Genomic DNA, 20,693 nt, shown 5'->3' on the forward strand with positions numbered 1-20,693 from the left:
TCTCCTGTTGTTCTGATGGGAATCCAAGCGGTCGCCCTCTTGGGTTGGACGAACCCGCAGAACAACGCTTCCCCAGGCGATGGCGGGAATCTAGGCGCTTAGATTTGTACCGAAACTGACATGGATGTACTCTCGGCGTTCAGTTTTGTGTGGGTGGTCGCGATGGAATGGAGTGACGTCAGAATTTTTCTCGCTATCGCGCGATCCGGCACGCTCGGCGGCGCCGCGCGTTCTCTTCACACAAGCCATCCGACCGTTGGCAGGCGCCTTCGCGCACTTGAGCAGGCGATCGGTCACACGCTCTTCCAGCGCACGGCGGACGGGCTTGTTCTGACCGACGAGGGCCATGGGATCATCGCGCTGGCCGAGCAAATGGAAGAAGGCGCGCTGGCCATGCAGCGCCGGCTTGCGGGGCAGGAGCAGAATCTCAAAGGCAGTCTGCGTATTTCGTCAGCCGACTGGTTTGGGGCCTATGTCCTCCCTCCTATTCTGGCGGATTTCTCGAAAGCCTACCCCAATGTCGACGTCGAGATCCTGACCGGTACGCGCCTGTTCAACCTTGCCCAACGGGAGGCCGACGTCGCTTTTCGTATCGTTCCGTTCAACACCGCCGACGTCGTGCAGCGGCGGCTGTTCAGGCTCGAATACGGCGTCTACATCGCCGAGGAGGCGGCCGATCCCAAATATGGCGACGGGACCGGTTTCCGGCTGATCACGCATGACACATCCACGGGCCACTTCCCTGACATCGCGTGGCTCATCGAGAGTTTCCCCAACGCGAGACCGGTCCTGCGATCGAACAACCGCAACGTCCAGGGACGCATGTGCAGGCAGGGCGTCGGCATCGCTGTCCTGCCCCGCGTGGTCGGCAATCAGATCCCGGGTATCCGCAACCTGGACATGCCGACGCCGCCGCCGGCGCGAGACATCTGGATGGGATATCACCGGGACCTACGGCGTCTTCAGCGTCTCCGCGCGTTCATCTCGACCGTATCGGACCATCTCGTGAACGCGACCGCATGATGCCGGCATCGGTGTGCGCCATCACGTCGGGGTCACCGGCCGGCCACCGGAATGGCGGATGGATGCTGTCTCCGGGTTACAGAACGACGTCAGGCGACGGACGACGAAGCGGTCCACAGCTCACAAGGTCCGCGTCGCCGCGCGCATCCCAGAACGGACAGGCAGCCACCCCAACGCGGTCATTCCGCTTCACAGGTCGGTTGTCAGGAAAACGACCGGACATCGTTGGCGAATTCCGGGGCGGGCGTGAGGGTGTCGGCTGGCGGTCCCGCTCGGAAATCGCCTCCATCGGGGTTGTGGGAGGCCGCCGGCGCCGCGCAGGATCATGCGGTCCGTTGCGTCGCTCCCTTCCGTGCCTGCGCAACGGTCAACCATACGGCCGAGACCAGGAAGTAGAAGGCGCCGAACGCCGCGTAGGGTGCGACGTCCGTGATCCCGGGCGTCGCGGCACCATTCGCCTTGACGATGAAGTGGGTGCCCGCGAGGGCCGATTGGGCTCCGCTCAGCGCCATCGCCCATTGGGCACCGGCCTGCCAGCGCCGCACGCCGGTCGCAAGCTGCAGCAGGCCGGAGAGGATGGCCCAGACCCCGAACACCGCCAGCACCGCGTGCAGGCCGGATCCGAGCGCGACCGCCACCCCGATGGTGACGACGGTGCTGGCAGCCGCGTTGAGGGCTTGGCTGGGATTGGCGGCCAAGCCGCCGCTGCGCCGCGCGTCGACGACGTTGGCGACGGCGTCCCAGGCGGGATAGGCGACCAGGAGCGCCGCCGCGGCCGGCGGCACGGCCTTGCCGATGGTGAAGGCGGCCGCGACCCAGCCGACTGACACCCCGGCACGGAGGAAGTAATAGGATCTCAGCCAGCGCGAAGTGTCACGGCCAGGCTGTTGGATGGTCGTCATCGGCGTTCCCTTCGGGTGCGCGGCGCGGCAGAGGATCGGGGCGACGGGCAATCACGCGGCGGACGCGGCGACTCAAACGCCGGGCTTCGTGACAGCGGCGTCTTTTCAGAGAGATACGCGTCGCTTCGGAAGGAGCATTTACGATCGGACGCCGATGGCACCCATGACCGGATCACTGGAAAACTTGACCGTTCTTCCGGACGGTGGACCGGGCATGGTCTCCGGCGACCTGCTCTCGCACGTGCTGGCGCAGATCCGGCTGACCGGGGACCATGTCCGGTCACACGACGTCGCGCGGTCGACGGGCTTGGACCTGGAAGCCGGGGCCGCCTATGTCCTGGTGGTCGCCGACGGCTCGCTCGACGCCGAGGACGACAGCGGGGAGCGCATCGTGATCGACACGGGCGATCTCGTTCTTCTGCCCCGCGGGCTCGGAGGAGCCAGGCTGGTGGCGTCCGCCTCGCACGCATCGGTGATCGCCTGCCGGTTCTGGTTCGATCCCCACAGCCTTCGTGGCATGATCTCGGCACTGCCCGGGCGCATCCACATCCGGCGCGCCGAAGGAGCCGGGTGGCTCGACGGCATCGTCCCCTTCCTGATGGTCGAGGTGACCGACGACGAGCCCGGCGCTGCCCTGATGATCTCACGGATCATCGATGTCATCGTCATTCGCACCCTGCGGACCTGGGTGCAGCGTGGGCACACCACCGGATGGCTGGGAGGGCTGTCCGACGCCCGCATCGCCCGAGCGCTGAAGGTCATGCACGAGCGACCGCTGCCACGCTGGGGCGTCGAGGCCCTGGCCGACGCGGCCGGCATGTCCCGTTCGAGCTTCTGCGAGCGGTTCACCGCTCTCGTCGGACGCTCGCCCCTGCGCTACCAGAACGAGTGGCGGCTCACGCTTGCCCGGGACATGCTGCTCGCCCGCGAGGCCCGCGTCGGCGAGGTCGCGCTCCGCGTCGGCTATGAGTCCGAAGCCGCGTTCAGCCGTGCTTACAAGGCGATGTTCGGCCATTCACCGAGGGACGAGCCGTCAGCACCGCCGAGCGAGAAGTTGTATCCGGGCCGCAGCCGAGCCGGCCCGCGCCTGGACGGCGGTGCCTCAACGGGGGGAGGCGTCAGCCCTGACCCGCGCAGGCGAGGTTGACGAACTCGCGGAATGTCCTGGCGGCAGGGGTGAGTGCCGTACCGGCCCGCCAGGCGAGACCGACATCCATGGTCGGGATCTCGTCCTCGATCTGGCGCCGCTCCAGGCGCTGGCCCTCCAGCGACCAGGGCCGGTAGACGAGGTCGGAGAGGATCGTGACCCCCATGCCCGCCGCCACCATGCTGCGCACCGACTCGACGGAGGACGTCTTGAAGATCACCTCGGGGCGGAAGGGGGTCAGTGCCCAGTAACGCCCGGCGGTATGGCCGGCCTCGTCGACGGTGAGCATGATGTAGGGGTGGCGGGCGACGTCGCTCAGGCCCACCCGGCCTTGGCGCAGGAGCGGATGCTCGGCGGGCAGCCACAGTCGGCGCCGCGAGCGGATCAGGGTCTCGGCGGCGAGCGCGTCGCGCGCCTGGAGGTTCGAGACCAGCATGACCGCGATGTCGAGGGCGCCGTCGAGGAGCGCCTGCTCGATCACGTCGCGCGGCGCCTCGAACAGGTTCAGCGTCACGCCCGGGAAGCTGGCGGCGAAGCGGGCGTGGTGGCGCGGCAGGAAGTAGCCCGCCACCGTGTAGGTCACCCCGACCCGGACCGTGCCGGTGACGGCGGCGCCCACCGCCCGCGGCTCGCGCACCGCCTCGGCAACCGCCGCCATGATGTTGCGGCCGTGGAGCAGGAAGCGGTTGCCCTCCCGCGTCAGCGCGACGCCGGCCGCATGGCGCTCGAACAGGCGCACGCCGAGAGCCGCCTCGAGCTGCTGCACCGCCGCTGTCACGGCGGATTGCGACACGTTCAGCTCCACCGCGGCCTGCGAGATGCGGCCGGATTCCGCCGCCGCGATGAAGTAGCGGATCTGCTTGAGCGAGATCGACATGCCGGACCCCCAACACGGCGACAGGTATCGGATTTTTCGAAAGCCGGCACGCAGATTTCCGATTTTACAATGGTGTGAACGCTTGCAACTCTCCGGTCCGCGATCCAGCCGGAGACAACCCGATGGTCTCGATCAACTGCGACATGGGCGAGGGCTTCGGCATCTGGCGCCTCGGCGACGACGCCGCCCTGATACCCCACATCCACATCGCCAACGTCGCCTGCGGCTTCCACGGCTCCGACTTCAACCACATGCGGGCGACGGTGCGGCTGGCCAAGGCGCACGGCGTCCTGGTCGGCGCGCATCCCTCGCTGCCCGACCTTCAGGGCTTCGGCCGGCGCGAGATGAAGATCGGCCGCGAGGAGCTGGCGAACTGCCTGATCTACCAGATCGGCGCGCTCAAGGGCTTCCTCGACGCCGAGGGCATGATCCTCAACCACATCAAGCCGCACGGCTCGCTCTACGGCATGGCGGCACGCCAGCCCGACATCGCCGAGGCGATCTGCGACGCCGCCGACATCTTCCGGGTGCCGATCCTCGGGATGCGCGGCACGCTGCACGAGAGCGTCTATCCCGCGCGAGGCCACACCATGGTGGCGGAGTTCTACGCCGACCTCGACTACGCCGACGACGGCAGCCTGATCATCACCCGCGAGCACCCGCCGGTCGAGGCCGAGGCCGGCACCGCCCGTTGCTTGCGTGCGCTTCGCGAGGGGGTGGTGGCGACGGTGGGCGGGCGCGACGTGCCGGTCGGCCATGAGAGCATCTGCATCCATTCCGACACGCCGGGGGCGGCCGACCTCGCCCGCACCCTGCGCCAGGCCCTCCGCCGGGAGGGGCTGGAGCACGCCGCCTGATCCCTCATCGACGGTAGGACCATCCATGGCTCTCAAGACCATCCAGGCCCCGATCCCGGGCACCTTCTACCGCGCGGCCAATCCGGGCGACCCGCCGTTCAAGGCCGAGAACGACCCGGTCGCGGTCGGCGACACGATCGGGCTGATCGAGGTGATGAAGACCTTCACGCCAGTCGTCGCCGAGGAGGCCGGCACCCTGAAGGTCTTCCACGTCGAGAACGAGGACGCGGTCATGGCCGGCCAGCCGCTCTACGACCTAGAGGGCTGAGCGCCATGGCGATCCGCCGGATCTTCGTCGCCAACCGGGGCGAGATCGCCCTTCGCATCATCCGCGCCGCCCGCGAGCTCGGGATCGCCACCGTTCAGGGGGTCAGCGCCGCCGACCGGGAGATGCTCCCCGCTCGCCTCGCCGATGCCGTCGCGGAGATCGGCCCGGCCCAGGCCGGCAAGTCCTACCTCAACAAGGGTGCGGTCCTGCACGCCGCGATCGAGAGCGGCTGCGACGCGGTCCATCCGGGCTACGGCTTCCTGTCGGAGAACGCCGACTTCGCCCAGATGGTCGAGGAGGCGGGTCTCACATTCATCGGCCCCCGTCCCGAGACGATCCGCCGGATGGGCGACAAGGCCACCGCCCGGTCGATCGCCGCAGAGGCCGGAGTCCCGACAGTGCCGGGCAGCGAGGGCCGGGTCGAGGGGCTGGATGCGGCTCGTGCGGCGGCGGCCACGATCGGCTTTCCCGTGATGATCAAGGCGGCGGCCGGCGGCGGCGGGCGCGGCATCCGGGTGGCGCGGGACCCGGACGAGCTCGCGACCCTGATCCCGCAGGCGACCGCCGAGGCCAAGGCCGCGTTCGGCGACGGCGGCCTCTACCTCGAGCGCTTCGTCGCACGCGCCCGCCACGTCGAGGTCCAGGTGCTCGGCGACGGGCGGGACGCGATCCACCTCTTCGAGCGCGAATGCTCGCTCCAGCGCCGGCGCCAGAAGGTGTGGGAGGAGGCGCCCGCCGCCTGCCTCTCCCCGGAGGCGAGCGAGGCCCTGTGCGCCTCCGCGGTGCGGCTAGCGAAGACCGTCGGCTATCGCGGCGCCGGTACCCTCGAATACCTGTACGATGCCGAGACCGGCGCGTTCTTCTTCATCGAGATGAACACGCGCATCCAGGTGGAGCACCCCGTCACCGAGATGATCACCGGCATCGATCTCGTGCGCGAGATGATCCGGATCGCCGGGGGCGAGCCCTTGCGCCTGTCGCAAGCCGACGTGCGGCCGCGGGGCCACGCGATCGAGGTCAGGATCAATGCCGAGGACCCGGCCAGCGCCTTCCGGCCGGCGCCCGGAACCATCACGGCTCTGAGCCTGCCCGGCGGGCCGGGCGTGCGCGTCGATACGATGCTCTATCCCGGCTACGCGGTCCCGCCCTTCTACGATTCGCTGCTGGCCAAGCTCGTCATCCACGACGAGAGCCGGGAGGCGGCGCTCGCCCGCCTCGGCCGGGCGCTCGGCGAACTCGCCGTCGAGGGCCTGCCGACCACCGCCGCGCTGCACCGGGCGCTCGTCGCCGATCCGGCCGTGCGGGCGGGCGACGTGCACACCCGCTGGCTCGAAGCCTGGCTCGAATCCCATCCGCTCACCCCCTGAGAAGGAAGCCTCGCGATCATGCGCTACACGTTCGGTGGCGACGAGCACGTCTTCGTCGAGGTCGACGAGGCGATGTCCCTCGAAGCCTTCTTCCGCAGCCTCTCGATCACCAATGCGGTGCGCGACAGCCGCATCCGCGGCGTCACCGAGATCTGCCCGGCCAATGCCTCGTTCCAGATCAAGTTCGATCCCGACGTCATCGCTCCCGACGACCTGCTCCGAGAATTGAAGGGCCTGGAGGGCGCGGGATCCGGCGGGGCCGAGCTGAAGACCCGGATCATCGAGATGCCGGTCTTCTACGACGATCCCTGGACCCGCGAGACCCTGATGCGCTTCCGCGAGCGTCACCAGGACCCGGGCGCGACCGACCTCGAATACACCGCGCGGATCAATGGCTACCCGGACGTTCCGTCCCTGATCGCCGCCCATGCGGGTTCGCCGTGGTTCGTCTCGATGGTCGGCTTCGTGGCGGGCCTGCCGTTCCTCACCCAGATGGTCGAGCGCGACAAGCAGATCCAGGCGCCGAAGTATCTCCGCCCCCGCACCGACACGCCGAAACTGACGGTCGGCCATGGCGGCTGCTTCGGCGCGATCTACTCGGTGCGGGGTGCCGGCGGCTACCAGATGTTCGGCATCACCCCGATGCCGATCTACGATCCGGCGCAAGAAATCAGCTACCTGCGCGACTTCATGATCCTGTTCCGGCCGGGCGACATCGTGAAGTTCCGGCCGGTCGGGCGGGACGAGTACGACGCCGCAGTGGAGGAGGTCGAGGCCGGACGGTTCAGCCCGCTGATCCGGGAGGTCGATTTCTCCCTCGCCGCGTTCCAGGCCGATCCTACCGGCACCAACGCCGCGCTCCTGGGGGTGCTCCATGGCTGAGGCCGCATCTATGATCGAGATCGTCAAGCCCGGCCTGTCGACCACGGTCCAGGACCTCGGTCGGCCCGGCTACTATCATCTCGGCATTCCTCTCTCCGGGGCGATGGACCGGGAGGCCCTGATCGCCGCCAACCTCCTCGTCGGCAACGACGAGGGTGCGGCGGCGCTCGAGGCGGTGTTCCTCGGGCCGGAGATCCGCTTCCACGCCGATGCCGTCGTCGCGGTGACCGGTGCCGAGATGCCCCCGAAGGTCGACGGGGTCGAGCAGCAGGGCTGGACCGCCTTCCCGGTCCGAGCCGGGCAGGTCCTGTCCTTCGGCTTTCTCAAGGCCGGGGCGCGGGCCTATATCGCGGTATCGGGGGGCCTCGACGTGCCGGTGGTCTTGGGCTCGCGGGCAACCTACGCCCTCGGCGCGCTCGGCGGCCACGAGGGGAGGGCGCTGAAGGCCAACGATCGGCTCACGATCGGACCCGGGCGCCCGGTGGGGGAGGGGCGCAGCCTCCCGGCGGCCTTGCGTCGCAAGCCCGAGCCGGTTCTGCGGATGCTGCCCGGCCTCTACGACCACCGGGTCACCGCGGACGCCGCCGAGCGGTTCCTCTCCGACACCTGGAAAGTGGCGCCCGAGGCCGACCGGATCGGCTACCGCTTCCGCGGCGGGCACGCCCTCGACTTCGTGCCCCGCGAGTCGCCCTTCGGCGCCGGCTCCGACCCCTCGAACATCGTCGACAGCTGCTATCCCTACGGCTCGGTCCAGGTGCCGGGCGGCACCGAGCCGATCGTGCTGCACCGCGATGCGGTGTCGGGCGGCGGCTACTTCATGATCGGCACGGTGATTGCAGCGGACATGGACCTGATCGGGCAGCTCCAGCCGCACCAGCCCGTGCGCTTCGCCCGCACCGACATGGCGGGGGCGCTCGCGGCGCGCCGCGAGATGACGGGGCGGCTCGCCCGCATCCGGGACGCTCTCGCGTGAGCGGGGGATTCGATGGTCACGCAGCAACCCGGAGACTTGGTCTCCGGGCCATCGCTGCTGCACACCTTCGCGTGAAGCTCACTGCACTGGGAGTCAAGTCTTCGCGCACTCACGAGCAAGAACGGGGCGACGGGATACCGTCTACTGCGCTGGCCTGAGCCGGCAAACCGGCGGCGGACAGCGATCCGGACCGTGCAAGAGGAGGATCGGGTGATGCGAACCGCGTTCTCGACCACGCACGCCGAGCCGGCGCAGCGCAAGCGCGCCTGGAGCGAGGCGGTCAGCCGGACCTACTTCCCGCTCGAACTCGATTTCCGCCCCGGCCCGGACTTCTCCGGCGCGCTGGAGGCCTGGAGCCTCGGCGACGTGGCGATCTCCCGCAACGTCTCGGACGGCCTCGTCTACCGTCGCCACGCCCGCCACCTGCTCCAGGACCATGACGAGAGCTTCCTCATCACCGTGCCGGAACGCGCGGAGGTGAGCTTCCGTCAGGACGGGAGGGACGTGCGCTGCCGGCCCGGTGCCTTCCTGATCGAGCGCAGCCACCTGCCCTACGAGTTCGCCCATGCCGAGCCGAACTCCCTCTGGGTGCTCAAGGTGCCGAGCCCCATCCTGCGCGCCCGGATCGGGGCGCCCGAGCGCCTCGCGACCCTGAGCTTCGATGCCACGCAGGGCGTCGGCGCCCTGTTCGTCGACCTGCTGCGCCTCACCGCGCCGCGGGTCGAGGAGCTGGACGAGGCGGCCCGGCGAATAGCCGGGCGCCATCTCGTCGATCTCCTGGCGCTCGCGGTCGAGGCCGACCCGCGCACGCTGGGCAGCCAGGCCTCCTCGGTCCAGGGCGCGCACCTGCACCGGGTCGAGCGCTACATCCGCGCCAACCTCGCCCGCGCCGAACTCGGGCCGCAGGGCATCGCCGAGGCATGCGGCCTGTCGGTGCGCTACCTGCACCAGCTGTTCGAGACGCAAGGCACCAGCGTCTGCGGCTTCATCCGCCGCCAGCGGCTGGTGATGTGCGACGAATCCCTGCGCGACCCGGCCTGCCGGAGTTCGCTCTCCGAGATCGCCTATCGCTGGGGTTTCGGCGATCAGGCCCAGTTCAGCCGCCAGTATCGGGCCGAGTTCGGCCGCACCCCGCGGGAGGCGCGGGCGGCGGCCAGGGGGTAAGGGGGCGGCAGGCGCGTCGGAATCAGGTCTTCAACGAGATCGGAAGCCCGCGCGGCTCGGTCGATGCTTCACAGAGTCATTCCGGGCTCCAATGTGCGGCCCCGGAATGACGGGGAATGTTTGAGATCGTGCCGACAAGCCTGTCAGCCGAGAGACAATCTTCGCAGCAAGGAGACCCCATCGTGCAGAGCCTGCGCGTGGCCGTCGATGTCGGCGGCACCTTCACTGATATCTGCATCATGGACGAGGCGACCGGGCTGATCCGGATCGAGAAGACCGCCTCGTCGCGCGATCCGATCGACGGCATCCTGGCCGGCGTCGACAAGGCCGGCATCGACCTGACCCGGGTCGCGCTGTTCTCCCACGGCACCACGGTGGCCACCAACGCCCTGATCACCCGGCGCCTGCCACGCACCGCGATGATCTGCACCGCGGGATTTCGCGACGTGATCGAGATCCGGCGCGCCAACAAGGAGGACCTCTGGGACACCTACAAGGACGTGGTGCGCCCCTACGTGCCCCGGCGCGACCGCCTCACCGTGCCGGAGCGGATCGACGCGCAGGGCAACGTGGTTACCCCCCTCGACGAGGCGGAGGCGCGCCGGGTCGCCCGCATCTTACGCCGCCGCGAGGTCGCGGCGGTCGCGGTCTGCTTCATGAACGCCTACGTCAACGGCGCCCACGAGCGCCGCATGAAGGCGATCCTGGAGGAGGAGATGCCCGGGGTGCCGGTCTCGATCTCCTCGGGCGTGCTGCCGGAAATCTTCGAGCACGAGCGCTTCTCGACCACCGTGGTCAACGCGGCGCTCAGCCCCGTTGTCGTCGACTACACCACCCGCCTCGGCGAGCGCCTGCGCGAGGGCGGCTACGACCGCGACCTCCTGCTGCTCCACACCGGCGGCGGCGTGATGACGCCGGGCAGCGTCAAGGACTTCGCGGCGCGGCTGGCCGGTTCGGGCATCGCGGCGGGCGCCATCGCCAGCCGCCACATCGCCGGCCTGTGCGGCTACCCGAACTCGATCGGCCTCGACATGGGCGGAACCTCGACTGACGTGTCGCTGGCCTATGATGGCCAGTCACGGGTGACCAAGGACTGGCACATCGAGTTCGGCTATCCGATCCGCTTCGCCTCGATCGAGGTCCTGACCATCGGGGCCGGCGGCGGCTCGCTCGCCTGGACCGACGAGGCGGGGTCGCTCCGCAACGGACCGCAATCGGCCGGCGCCTATCCGGGACCGGCCTGCTACGGCAACGGCAACCGCCAGCCCACCAACAGCGACGCCAACGTGGTGCTCGGCCGCCTCGGCACCAGCCTGGCCGGCGGCAAGATCACCCTCGACGAGGGACTGGCGGCGCAGGCCGTGCGCGAGGGCGTCGCCGAGCCCTTCGGCCTCTCCGTGCCGGAGGCCGCCGACGCGATCCTGCGGGTCGCCAACGCCAACATGTCGGACGCGGTGCGGCTGATCTCGATCAGCCGCGGCTACGACCCGCGCGACTTCGCCCTCGTCGCCTTCGGGGGGGCGGGCGCCCTGCACGGGGTCGACATCGCCCGCGAACTCGCGATCCCCGTCGTGATCGTGCCGCCCAATCCGGGCGTCACCTCGGCGCTCGGCTGCCTCCTCGTCGACATCCAGCACGACTTCTCGGAGAGCTACCTCGTCGGCGCCGCCGAGGCAGATCCCGGTGAGATCGAGGCCGAGTTCGGTCGCCTCGAGGCGGAGGCGCTCGCCCGCCTCGCCCACGAGGGCGTGGCCGACGCCGACATCGTGCTCCAGCGCAGCATCGACATGATGTACCAGGGCCAGTGGCGCTCGCTCGCCGTGCCGGCCCCGCGGCCGATCGGGGCGATCGCCGACCTGACCGAGGCGTTCCACCGCCACCACGAGCGCGAGTACAATTTCCGCCGCGACGACGCGCCGGTCGGCTTCTTCCGCCTCAACCTCAAGGCGGTCGGCGTGGTGCCGAAGGCCGCGCTCGCCACCCACGAACCCACCGGCGCGACGCCGGAGCCGTCGAGGCGCCGCCCGGTCTGGTTCGACGGCACCGCCCACGACACCCCCGTCTACGATCGCACCAGCCTGCCGGCGGGCTTCCGCCTCGCCGGACCGGCAGTGGTCGAGCAGGTCGATTCCACCGTCCTGGTGCCGCCCGGCACCCGCGCGGAGGTCGATCCGTACCTCAACATCCTGATCCGGGTGAAGGAGTGAGCGCCATGGCCGAGACCCTCGACCCCGTCACCTTCGAGGTGCTGAAGAACGCCTTCATCACCAGCGTCGACCAGATGGGCGAGCAGATCCTGCGGACCTGCTACTCCTTCGTGATCTACAACCGCGACTTCTCGAGCGCGCTGCACGACGCCCACGGCCACTCGGCGGCGCAGGGCAACCAGGACATCGCGGTCCATGTCGGCACCCTGCACTTTACCTGCCAGGACGTGATGCGGGCCTTTGCCGGCGACATGCATCCCGGCGACGTCTACGCCATCAACGACCCTTACGCCGGCGGGACCCATTTCTGCGACGTGCGGCTCATCCGGCCGATCTTCGCCGACGGCAAGATCATCGCCTTCAGCCAGTCGAACGGGCACTGGTCCGATGTCGGCGGCAGCGTGCCGGGCTCGTTCGACGTCACCGCCCGGGACATGTTCCGCGAGGGGCTGCGCATCACCCCGGTGCGGCTGTTCTCGAAGGGCCGCTTCTGCGCCGACGTCGCCTGCCTGATCGCCGCCAACACCCGCGATCCGGCCTCGATCATCGGCGACATCCAGGCCCAGGCCGAGGCGACCCAGGTCTGCGAGCGCGAGATCCTGCGCCTCGTGGAGAAATACGGCCGCGACACCGTCGAGACCGGATTGGCGGCGGTGCAGGATTACGTCGAGCGCGCGGTGCGCCAGCGCCTCGCGGCGCTGCCCGACGGCGAGTGGGAGACGGTCGACTTCATCGATCGCGACCCGAGCGGGCCGGAAGGGATGATCCCGATCCGCATCAAGATGACGATCCGGGGCGATACCGTCACCTACGACTTCACCGGCAGCCACCCGACCATCGGGTCGATCTACAACTCGGCCTTCGGCGCCACCTTCTCGGCGGTGGCGGCGGGCATGAAGACCTTCTTCCCCGATCTGCCGCTCAACAGCGGCTTCTACCGCGCCTTCTCCATCGTCGCGCCGGAGGGCTCGATCGTCGACGCCAGGTGGCCGGTCGCCGTCACCGGCTTCCTGATGCCGTTCGAGAAGATCATGAACGCGATCTACGAGATGTGGTCGCGGATCATGCCCGAGCGGGCGATCGCCTGCGCGTTCAACCTCGAATACCTGCTGACCGGCGGCCGCGACGGGCGCCGGGCCGACAAGCCGATCTACATGTTCTATGACTGGTTGCCCGGCGGCTGGGGCGGCCGCAACGGCAAGGACGGCAGCAACGTCACCACCGCCTGCTTCGGCACCGGGCTGATGTCGCAGCCGGTCGAGGGCCAGGAGCGGGCGAACCCGATCCTGACCACCGAGTACGAGATCCTGACCGATTCCGCCGGGCCCGGGCGCTGGCGCGGCGGCGCCGGGGTACGCAAGACGTCGGTGATGCTGGAGGCCGAGGATAGCGTCATCTCCTACATCTGCGACCGCGAGCGGGCGGTGGTCTGGGGCATCGAGGGCGGCCTGCCCTCGATGCCGCACGGGCTCTCCCTCACCCGGGCCGGCCAGTCGGAGGAGTGGCTCGGCTCGGTCTTCTCCGACGTGCCGATCGGCCCCGGCGACACGTTCAGCCGGCCGACCGCCGGCGGCGGAGGCTTCGGCGATCCCCTGGAGCGTGACCCGGCCAAGGTCGTCGAGGACGTCGCCGACGACTACGTTTCGGTCGCCCGGGCCGCGAAGGATTACGGCGTGGTGATCCGTGTGATCGACGCCGAACTGTGCCGTTACGAAGTCGATGCCGCGGCGACCGAGGCGCTGCGGGCCGAGATCCGGGAGCAGCGCCGGGGCTGGCTCGAGACCGATCCCGAGCACGTGGCGGAGGCGTACCGGGCCGGGCGCCTCGACACCCTCGACGTGGTGCGCCGCTACGGCGTGCTCCTCGACTGGGACAAGGGCACCCTCCTGCCGCGCTCGACCGCGCAGTTCCGCGAGCAATTCGCCAAGCGCTCCGCCGCCGGGTGGCGCGACGCCTGAGGCTCAAGCGGCGCCTGCTTACGCAGCGGGCAGGCGCCGCTCAACATTCCCGCAAGTCCTTGCGTTGACAGTCGATATCAGATTCTTAAACTGTCCACTGTCTGCAGTTGATGTATTCGAAAGCAGGCAGTTGGTTTTCGATCCGCTCCGGCCCGCGCCGCCCGCAGGAGGAAGACCGCCCATGTCCCGAACGCCGGAGACGAGCGCCGTGCAGAGGCTGATCGACACGCTGAGCTTGTCCGATCAGGTGCGCCACTACTTGCTGGATGCGCTGACCTCCGGGCGCCTACGCCCGGGCGACCGCATCAACGAGGCGGAATTGGCCCGGACCCTCGGCATCAGCCGAAACCCGGTGCGGGAGGCGGTCTCGGGGCTGGCCCAGCGCGGCTTCCTAGTCTCTGCGCCGCGGCGCGGCCACTACCTGCGCCGGTTCACGCCGCAGGATGTCGACGACGTGTTCTCATTCCGGATCTGCGTCGAATCCTTCGCGATCCGCCAGGCCCTGCCGCGGATGCGGCCGGCCGATCACGACGACCTCGCGCGCCTCGTCGAGCGCATGGTGGCCGCAGCCCGGGTGGGGCGCCTCGCCGAGCTGCACCAGGCCGACATGGTCCTGCACCGGCGGATCTGCGAATTGTCCGGCAATCGCCAGACCTTGCGGGCCCATGAGGGCATCGACACCGAGGTGCAGATGCTGATCGCCTATGTCGATCTCGAGCGCGAGCCGCCGCTGCAATCGGCACTCGCCCACCTGCCGATCATCGAGGCCCTGGCCTCCGGCGACGTCGAGCGCTCGGTGTCGGCGATGCAGCACCACCTCGAGACCACCTGGGCCTTCGTCCACCGGATGTACGGCCGGACCAGCCGCGGCGAGCCGCTGGTCGCTGCCGAGGACGCACCGCCGAGCCAGAGTCGGAGGATACGGGAATGAAGTTCGCACCGAACCGGCTCTACGTCGAGAGCTACGCCAAGTGCCCGAATTGCGGCATCCTCCTCTACGAGAACCCGGCCAACGAGGCGCCGGACACGACGCAGGCGAACGGCCAGATCTACTGCTCCGCCTGGTGCGTCACCTGGGAGGCGGAGCGGGAGGAGCGGCGGCGGGAGGTGGCCGAGACCGGGACGCGACGCAACCCCGCAATCGTCGTCGAAGAGAGTAGCGGAAACATATAAATAATCGGCGTGTTTCGTACTGTTTTTATAGAAGATGCCGCATCTCTCCTCGCCTGAGCGGTAGGGAGGATCCCGCGCTTCTTTGTTTGACTGACGCATCACGCGGAAACCGAAACGAGACATCCACCGCGGCCCTGCACCCAGGTCCGCGACCGAGCGCGGCTGCCCCGCGCCGGCCACGACGGCAGGAGGACCACCATGATGAGCAAGCGGATCATCGGCGCGGTGCTGGCCACGGCTTTCGCCCTCGGGGCACGGCCAGCGGCGGCGGCCGACGGCATCACCATCGGGCTCGCGGTCGCCTTCTCGGGCTGGATGGAGGCCTATGACGGCGAAGCGGCCAAGATGGCCCAGCTCTGGATCGAGCAGACGAACCAGAAGGGCGGCCTCCTCGGCAAGCCGATCAAGGTCGTCACCGCCGACACGAAGACCGACCGGGTCGAGGGCGCCAAGGTCGGCAAGCAGCTGATCGACCAGGGCGCCAACCTGCTCCTGGTCTCGGCCGATTACGATTACGGCGCCCCGGCCGCCCTCCAGGCCCAGAAGGCCGGGGTGGTCTCGGTCTTCATGGGCGCCTCGGACCCGAAGGCCGGCGTGATCGGCGTCGGGCCCTACTCGTTCACCGCCAACAATGCCGGCCAGCTCGAGGGCGCCGTGATGGCGGGCTGGGGCTACGCCAAGAAGAACGTCCGAAAGGGCTACATGCTGGTCGACGAGACCATCGAGTACAACAAGTCGGTCTGCGCCGGCTACGAATGGAACTTCCCGACCGTCGGCGGCAAGATCGTCGGCCAGGACACCTTCAAGGGTCTTGATCCCACCATCAACTCGCAGATCACCCGCCTCAACGACGCGATCCGGACCGGCGGCGTCGATCACGTGATGCTGTGCTCGACCAATCCGGGCGCGGCGAGCGCGGTGCGCCAGCTGCGCGCCGCCGGGGTGAACCTCCCGGTGTTCAGCGCCACCGCGATGGACGGCACCTACTGGCTCAACTCGACGCCGGGCCTGAAGGACTTCTATCTCCCGGTCCAGGCGCTCACGGTCGACGACCCGCGGCCCCCGGTGAACGCGCTCACAGCGGCCTACGCCAAGAAGTACGGCAAGCCGCCGACGACCCAGTACGCCTACCCGATCTACGCCTTTCTCGAGCTCTGGGCGAAGGCGGTGACGACGACCGGCACCACCGACGCCGCCAAGGTCGTGGCCGAGCTGAACAAGGCCGACAACGCCCCGACCATCTTGGGCCCGCGCACCTTCACGCCGAAGCTCCACATCCAGACCAAGATGCCGATGATCGTCGTCTCCTACGCCGACGGCAAGGAGAGCCCGGTCGAGGAATGGACCATCAAGGACACCATTCCGGACGCCGTCCTCTACCGGCTGAAGAAGTAGCCGGCTCCTCCGACCAGGGGTGGTCCTCCCATGCAGCATGCATACGTCGAACCGGAGGCACGGGGCGTCGATCGCGGCCTGACCAACGCCTCGGTGCTGTCCGCGGACGGGCTCGTGGTGCGCTTCCAGGGCCTCGCGGCGATCTCGAACGTCAGCCTGTCCCTGCACCGCCACGAGGTCTTCGGCCTGATCGGCCCGAACGGCGCCGGCAAGACCACCCTCGTCAATTGCCTCACCGGCTTCCAGCGTCCGACCGAGGGGAGGGTGGTTCTGGGCGAGACCGACACGGCGGGCTGGAGCGCGGCGGAGTTCCGCGCCCGCGGCGTCGCCCGCACCTTCCAGGCCGGCCGGCTCTTCCGCGACATGAGCGTGATCGAGAACGTCGAGGTGACGGGGGCGGGGCTCGGCCTGTCGCTCCGCGCCGCCCGCGAGCACGCCCGGGCGATGCTCGACTGGATCGGGCTCGCCGACAAGGCGGAGCTGTCCGCCGGCGCGCTCGCCTATACCGACCAGCGCCGCCTCGGCATCGCCCGCGCCCTCGTCCTGTCGCCGGCCTTCGTGCTCCTCGACGAGCCCGCCGCCGGCATGTCGGACGCCGAGTGCGAGGAGCTGATGGAGCTCGTCGCCTCGATCCCCGCGACCTTCACCTGCGGCGTCCTGCTGATCGAGCACAACATGCGGGTGGTGATGGGGATCAGCCAGCGCATCCACGTCCTCGATGGCGGCCGGACCCTGGCGGAGGGCACTCCCGAGGAGATCCAGCGTCACGAGGCGGTGCTCGCCGCCTATCTGGGCATGGAGGCTTGAGGATGCCGCCGCTCCTCTCCGTCGAGAACATCCACGTCCGCTACGGCGATCTCGTGGCCCTGCGCGGGGTCTCGCTCTCGGTCGCCGAGGGCGAGGTCGTCTGCATCATCGGGCCGAACGGCGCCGGCAAGTCGACGACGCTCGCCGCCATCGCCGGCGGCGTCGTCCCGCATGCCGGCGACATCCGGCTCGACGGCGCCAGCATCCGCGGCGAGCGGCCGGAAAAGATCGCCCGGCTCGGAATCTCCCTGGTGCCGGAAGGTCGGCACGTCTTCGGCACCCTGACGGTGGACGAGAATCTCGCCATCGGCGGCCAGCTCCGGGGCGACCGCGCCGCGGCGCGGGCCGACCGCAACCGAATCCTGTCGCTGCTGCCGCGCCTCGGAGAGCGGCTGCACAGCCCGGCCGGTCGGCTGTCCGGCGGCGAGCAGCAGATGCTGGCGGTGGCCCGCGCGGTGATGACCCGGCCGCGCCTGCTCCTCGTCGACGAGCCCTCCCTCGGGCTCGCCCCGAAGATCATCGACCAGATCTACGAGATCCTGCTCGACCTGCGCCGCCAGGCCTCCCTCACCCTGCTCATCAACGAGCAGAGCTCGAATCGCATCCTCAAGCACGCCGACCGCATCTCCGTCCTGCGCGGCGGGCGCATCCAGCTCGAGGGCCGTGCGGCCGACCTGCAGGACGGCGAGGCGATCGCCCGAGCCTATTTCGGCTTCGGCGAGCGGGCAGCCCAACCGGCGGAGGCCAGCGCGTGATCCCGTTCCTGTAGAACCTCATCGATGCCGTGAGCTTGGGGAGTATCTACGCCCTCGTGGCGCTCGGCATCGGGCTCCTGTTCGGCATCCTCCGGCTCATCAATTTCGCCCATGGCGACTTCATCACGGTCGGCGCCTACGCGCTGATCGTGCCCTCGGCCGACGTGACCGCGCGCCTCCTCATCGGCGGCTGGCCCTGGCCGGTGATGATCCCGACGATCTGCCTCATCGTGATCGTCGCGGCGCTCCTCACCGACGCCCTGGTATTCCGCCCCTTGCGCCGCGCCTCCTCGCCCACCCTGATGATCGCCTCCTTCGCGGTGAGCTACATCATCCAGAATGGCGTGCTGATGGCCTACGGCGCACGGCCGAAGGCCGTCGACCTATGGAGCGGCGCCAACAGCCAGATCCTGATCGGCGAGCTCAGGGTGCCGATGCTCCAGCTCGTCACCCTGGTGGTGACGCTCGCGCTGATGGGCGGCCTGACGCTGTTCCTCAAGAAAACGCCTTACGGCATCCAGATGCGGGCGGCCGCGGAAGACTTCCGCATGGCGCAGTATCTCGGCGTGCGCGGCAACGTGGTGATCGGGCTCGCCTTCGCGATCAGCGGCGTCCTCGCCGGCGTGGTGTCGCTCCTCACCACGACGCAGTCCGGCTCGCTCAGCCACACGATGGGCGTGCCGCTGGCGCTGTTCGCCTTCGTTGCGGTGGTGGTCGGCGGCATGGGCAGCCTCGTCGGGGCGGTGGTCGGCGGCTTCACCATCGGGCTCATCGTCACGATGCTCCAGGCCTACCTGCCGCCGGACCTGCGCGCCTTCCGCGACGCCTTCGCCTTCGCCTTCGTGATCCTGGTCCTGCTGGTGCGCCCGAGCGGCCTTGTGCCGGCCAGCAGCACGGTCGAGCGCGTCTGATGGGTGTCGCCATGCGCCTTCTCGCCCGCCATCAGACGCCCCTGCTGCTGATCGGGCTCCTCGGGCTGGTCGCGGCCCTCAGCCTCGTCGGCGGCGACGCCGTGCAGGTGACGCTGACCGAGATGTTCATCCGGGTCGTCGTGGTGGTCGGCCTGTTCGTCTTCATCGGCAATTCCGGCATCATCTCCTTCGGACAGGTCGGCTTCATGTGCATCGGCGCCTATGCGGCGGCCTGGGCCACCGCCGAGCCGTCGTTCAAGCAGATCATGCTGCAGGGCCTGCCCGTGCTGCTCCAGGAGAACCAGCTGCCGTTCTGGGCCGCGATCCTGGGTGCGATCCTCCTGCCGGCCATCGTCGCGTTCGGGCTCGGCCTCGCGATCATGCGGCTCTCCGGCACCGCCGCCTCGATCGCCACCTTCGCATTCCTCATCATCGTCAACAGCGTCTACGCCAACTGGGATTCGGTCACCGCCGGCGTCAGCTCGATCGTCGGCATCCCGACGGTGGTCGGCCCCTGGACGGCCTATGCCTTCGCGGGCCTGGCGATCCTCGCGGCCTACGGGTTCCAGGTCTCGCGCTTCGGCCTGATGCTGCGGGCCTCCCGCGACGACGAGGTCGCGGCGAGCGCCTCGGCGGTGAAGGTGGTGCGGATGCGGCTCGTCGCCTTCGTGCTCAGCGCCGCGGTCACCGGCATGGGCGGCGGGCTCTACGCCCAGTTCCTCGGCATCCTGACGGTCGATCCGTTCTACCTCAGCCTGTCCTTCATCACGATCGCCATGCTGGTGGTCGGCGGCCAGGCGAGCCTCACCGGCGCCGTGATCGGGGTCGTCGCGGTGACCGCGGTGGTCGAGGTGCTGCGCGTCTTCGAGCGCGGGATCGTGGTCGGCGGCCAGAACCTGGCGCTGCCCGCCGGCAGCCAGGAGATCGGGCTCGGCCTCGTCATGGCGCTGATTCTGATCTTCCGCCCGAACGGCCTCAGCCGCGGGCGCGAGCTCGTCCTACCTTCGGCCAGGGCGGCGCCAGCCGCCACGGTCGACCTCGCCGCCCGCCCGAAGGCGGCTTCCTGAAACCCCGGAGGACGCCCGTGACCGAGACACCCACGGAGACCCCGATTCCCTGGTCGGCCGGCGCCGCCTATATCGACGGCCGCTTCATGCCGGTAGCCGAGGCGGCGATCCCGATCACAGACTGGGGCTACCGCCGCTCCGACGTGACCTACGACGTGGTCGGTGTACGCGATGGCGCCTTCTTCCGTCTCGACGATCACATCCGGCGCTTCCGCGCCTCGATGGAGACTTTCCGCCTGAAGCCGCCGGAGGACGACGCGGCGATCATGCGGGTGCTGCACCGCTGCGTCGCGCTCGCCGGGCTCCGCGACGCCTACGTGGCGATGGATTGCCTGCGCGGGCGCCCGCCCGCCGGTGCGCCCTATCACCCGGCTCATGCCCGCAACTACCTGGCGGCCTTCGCCCTGCCGTGGATCTCCCTCGTGCGGCCGGACGTGATGGAGCGCGGCGCCCATCTGGTGGTGGCCGAGACCCTGCGCATCCCGACCCGCTCGGTCGATCCGCGGGCGAAGAACTTCCACTGGGCCGACCTGACCCGGGGCCAGTTCGAGGCCCACGATCGCGGCGCCGATTTCTGCGTCCTCCTCGACGAGGACGGCCACGTCACGGAAGGTCCGGGCTTCAACCTGTTCGTCGTCGCCGACGGGCACCTCGCGACCCCGGATGCCGGCGTGCTCGAGGGGCTGACGCGCCAGTCGGTGATCGAGCTCGCCCGCGAGATGAATCTCGCCGTCGCAGTCCGGCCCGTGACCGTGGCGGAGCTGCGCGACGCCGACGAGATCCTGCTCGTCACCACCGCCGGAGGGATCATGCCGGCCTCGCGCATCGACGGGCGGATCATGAGCAACGACCGGCCCGGCCCGGTCTTCCGGCGCCTGTACGACGCCTTCTGGGACAAGCGCGCCGCCGGCTGGCACGCCACCCCGGTCGACTACGCCTCGGCCGAAGCCTGACGATAGG

At 69.4% G+C, this 20,693-nt stretch carries 20 protein-coding genes; 18 read left to right on the forward strand and 2 right to left on the reverse strand.

What is annotated here, in order from left to right:
* Positions 1-162 precede the first annotated feature (162 nt).
* On the forward strand, positions 163-1,023 hold the full coding sequence (locus MFF64_RS22685) for a LysR family transcriptional regulator (RefSeq protein WP_238192497.1): 861 nt from the start codon (positions 163-165) through the stop codon (positions 1,021-1,023).
* 323 nt (positions 1,024-1,346) lie between these two features.
* On the opposite strand, the gene MFF64_RS22690 is transcribed toward MFF64_RS22685, so the two are convergent.
* On the reverse strand, positions 1,347-1,925 hold the full coding sequence (locus MFF64_RS22690; RefSeq protein WP_238192479.1) for a DUF308 domain-containing protein: 579 nt from the start codon (positions 1,923-1,925) through the stop codon (positions 1,347-1,349).
* 163 nt (positions 1,926-2,088) lie between these two features.
* Between MFF64_RS22690 and MFF64_RS22695 the strand changes: the two genes are divergently transcribed.
* Complete coding sequence (locus MFF64_RS22695) at positions 2,089-3,072, forward strand: AraC family transcriptional regulator (RefSeq protein ID WP_238192480.1); 984 nt, start codon at positions 2,089-2,091, stop codon at positions 3,070-3,072.
* Here MFF64_RS22695 and MFF64_RS22700 read toward each other — a convergent pair.
* A complete protein-coding gene (locus tag MFF64_RS22700) occupies positions 3,044-3,949 on the reverse strand; it encodes a LysR family transcriptional regulator (protein WP_238192481.1) in 906 nt (301 codons plus the stop codon). The genes MFF64_RS22695 and MFF64_RS22700 overlap by 29 nt on opposite strands.
* A gap of 122 nt (positions 3,950-4,071) precedes the next feature.
* Between MFF64_RS22700 and pxpA the strand changes: the two genes are divergently transcribed.
* The 16 genes from pxpA to MFF64_RS22780 all read left to right on the forward strand — a co-directional run bounded on the left by pxpA (position 4,072) and on the right by MFF64_RS22780 (position 20,686).
* Complete coding sequence (gene pxpA, locus MFF64_RS22705) at positions 4,072-4,806, forward strand: 5-oxoprolinase subunit PxpA (protein ID WP_099904416.1); 735 nt, start codon at positions 4,072-4,074, stop codon at positions 4,804-4,806.
* 25 nt (positions 4,807-4,831) lie between these two features.
* Positions 4,832-5,074: an acetyl-CoA carboxylase gene (locus tag MFF64_RS22710; protein WP_099904414.1), complete on the forward strand. Its 243-nt coding sequence runs from the start codon at positions 4,832-4,834 to the stop codon at positions 5,072-5,074.
* A gap of 5 nt (positions 5,075-5,079) precedes the next feature.
* Positions 5,080-6,441 (forward strand): acetyl-CoA carboxylase biotin carboxylase subunit, encoded by a 1,362-nt coding sequence (locus tag MFF64_RS22715; protein WP_099904412.1) that lies wholly within the window; start codon positions 5,080-5,082, stop codon positions 6,439-6,441.
* 18 nt (positions 6,442-6,459) lie between these two features.
* Entirely contained in the window at positions 6,460-7,323 is an 864-nt protein-coding gene (locus MFF64_RS22720) for a 5-oxoprolinase subunit B family protein (RefSeq protein ID WP_099904410.1), read from the forward strand.
* Between the two features lie 10 nt (positions 7,324-7,333).
* Positions 7,334-8,296, forward strand: coding sequence for a 5-oxoprolinase subunit C family protein (locus tag MFF64_RS22725; RefSeq protein WP_238192482.1), 963 nt, complete (start codon positions 7,334-7,336; stop codon positions 8,294-8,296).
* A gap of 213 nt (positions 8,297-8,509) precedes the next feature.
* Complete coding sequence (locus MFF64_RS22730; protein ID WP_099900983.1) at positions 8,510-9,460, forward strand: AraC-like ligand-binding domain-containing protein; 951 nt, start codon at positions 8,510-8,512, stop codon at positions 9,458-9,460.
* A gap of 182 nt (positions 9,461-9,642) precedes the next feature.
* Positions 9,643-11,667: a hydantoinase/oxoprolinase family protein gene (locus MFF64_RS22735; protein WP_099904666.1), complete on the forward strand. Its 2,025-nt coding sequence runs from the start codon at positions 9,643-9,645 to the stop codon at positions 11,665-11,667.
* A gap of 5 nt (positions 11,668-11,672) precedes the next feature.
* Positions 11,673-13,625, forward strand: coding sequence for a hydantoinase B/oxoprolinase family protein (locus MFF64_RS22740; RefSeq protein WP_165795780.1), 1,953 nt, complete (start codon positions 11,673-11,675; stop codon positions 13,623-13,625).
* Between the two features lie 181 nt (positions 13,626-13,806).
* Complete coding sequence (locus MFF64_RS22745) at positions 13,807-14,556, forward strand: GntR family transcriptional regulator (RefSeq protein WP_238192483.1); 750 nt, start codon at positions 13,807-13,809, stop codon at positions 14,554-14,556.
* Positions 14,553-14,798, forward strand: coding sequence for a hypothetical protein (locus MFF64_RS22750; protein WP_099907104.1), 246 nt, complete (start codon positions 14,553-14,555; stop codon positions 14,796-14,798). Before MFF64_RS22745 ends, MFF64_RS22750 begins: the two co-directional genes overlap by 4 nt.
* Positions 14,799-14,996: 198 nt before the next feature.
* Positions 14,997-16,193, forward strand: a complete 1,197-nt coding sequence (locus tag MFF64_RS22755; RefSeq protein ID WP_099907102.1) for an ABC transporter substrate-binding protein — start codon at positions 14,997-14,999, stop codon at positions 16,191-16,193.
* 30 nt (positions 16,194-16,223) lie between these two features.
* On the forward strand, positions 16,224-17,000 hold the full coding sequence (locus MFF64_RS22760) for an ABC transporter ATP-binding protein (RefSeq protein ID WP_099907099.1): 777 nt from the start codon (positions 16,224-16,226) through the stop codon (positions 16,998-17,000).
* 2 nt (positions 17,001-17,002) lie between these two features.
* Positions 17,003-17,755 carry an ABC transporter ATP-binding protein gene (locus MFF64_RS22765; protein ID WP_099907096.1) on the forward strand — a complete coding sequence of 251 codons (753 nt, stop codon included), beginning with the start codon at positions 17,003-17,005 and terminating at the stop codon, positions 17,753-17,755.
* A 29-nt stretch (positions 17,756-17,784) separates the two neighbouring features.
* On the forward strand, positions 17,785-18,666 hold the full coding sequence (locus MFF64_RS22770) for a branched-chain amino acid ABC transporter permease (protein WP_238192484.1): 882 nt from the start codon (positions 17,785-17,787) through the stop codon (positions 18,664-18,666).
* Positions 18,666-19,733, forward strand: coding sequence for a branched-chain amino acid ABC transporter permease (locus tag MFF64_RS22775; RefSeq protein ID WP_099907093.1), 1,068 nt, complete (start codon positions 18,666-18,668; stop codon positions 19,731-19,733). The genes MFF64_RS22770 and MFF64_RS22775 overlap by 1 nt, the downstream gene beginning before the upstream one ends.
* 17 nt (positions 19,734-19,750) lie before the next feature.
* On the forward strand, positions 19,751-20,686 hold the full coding sequence (locus tag MFF64_RS22780; protein WP_238192485.1) for an aminotransferase class IV: 936 nt from the start codon (positions 19,751-19,753) through the stop codon (positions 20,684-20,686).
* Positions 20,687-20,693 lie beyond the last annotated feature (7 nt).

The sequence above is a fragment of the Methylobacterium frigidaeris genome (assembly GCF_022179185.1).
GTDB classification, from domain to species: Bacteria; Pseudomonadota; Alphaproteobacteria; order Rhizobiales; family Beijerinckiaceae; genus Methylobacterium; species Methylobacterium frigidaeris.

Bases quoted from the DNA above. Each gene is read 5' to 3' on its own strand.
- MFF64_RS22715 (WP_099904412.1), top strand. From the start codon at position 5,080: ATGGCGATCCGCCGGATCTTCGTCGCCAACCGGGGCGAGATCGCCCTT.
- MFF64_RS22725 (WP_238192482.1), top strand. From the start codon at position 7,334: ATGATCGAGATCGTCAAGCCCGGCCTGTCGACCACGGTCCAGGACCTC.
- MFF64_RS22700 (WP_238192481.1), bottom strand. From the start codon at position 3,949: ATGTCGATCTCGCTCAAGCAGATCCGCTACTTCATCGCGGCGGCGGAA.
- MFF64_RS22695 (WP_238192480.1), top strand. From the start codon at position 2,089: ATGACCGGATCACTGGAAAACTTGACCGTTCTTCCGGACGGTGGACCG.
- MFF64_RS22720 (WP_099904410.1), top strand. From the start codon at position 6,460: ATGCGCTACACGTTCGGTGGCGACGAGCACGTCTTCGTCGAGGTCGAC.
- MFF64_RS22760 (WP_099907099.1), top strand. From the start codon at position 16,224: ATGCAGCATGCATACGTCGAACCGGAGGCACGGGGCGTCGATCGCGGC.
- MFF64_RS22690 (WP_238192479.1), bottom strand. From the start codon at position 1,925: ATGACGACCATCCAACAGCCTGGCCGTGACACTTCGCGCTGGCTGAGA.
- MFF64_RS22740 (WP_165795780.1), top strand. From the start codon at position 11,673: ATGGCCGAGACCCTCGACCCCGTCACCTTCGAGGTGCTGAAGAACGCC.
- MFF64_RS22745 (WP_238192483.1), top strand. From the start codon at position 13,807: ATGTCCCGAACGCCGGAGACGAGCGCCGTGCAGAGGCTGATCGACACG.
- MFF64_RS22765 (WP_099907096.1), top strand. From the start codon at position 17,003: ATGCCGCCGCTCCTCTCCGTCGAGAACATCCACGTCCGCTACGGCGAT.
- MFF64_RS22755 (WP_099907102.1), top strand. From the start codon at position 14,997: ATGATGAGCAAGCGGATCATCGGCGCGGTGCTGGCCACGGCTTTCGCC.
- MFF64_RS22775 (WP_099907093.1), top strand. From the start codon at position 18,666: ATGGGTGTCGCCATGCGCCTTCTCGCCCGCCATCAGACGCCCCTGCTG.
- MFF64_RS22730 (WP_099900983.1), top strand. From the start codon at position 8,510: ATGCGAACCGCGTTCTCGACCACGCACGCCGAGCCGGCGCAGCGCAAG.
- MFF64_RS22710 (WP_099904414.1), top strand. From the start codon at position 4,832: ATGGCTCTCAAGACCATCCAGGCCCCGATCCCGGGCACCTTCTACCGC.
- pxpA (WP_099904416.1), top strand. From the start codon at position 4,072: ATGGTCTCGATCAACTGCGACATGGGCGAGGGCTTCGGCATCTGGCGC.
- MFF64_RS22750 (WP_099907104.1), top strand. From the start codon at position 14,553: ATGAAGTTCGCACCGAACCGGCTCTACGTCGAGAGCTACGCCAAGTGC.
- MFF64_RS22685 (WP_238192497.1), top strand. From the start codon at position 163: ATGGAATGGAGTGACGTCAGAATTTTTCTCGCTATCGCGCGATCCGGC.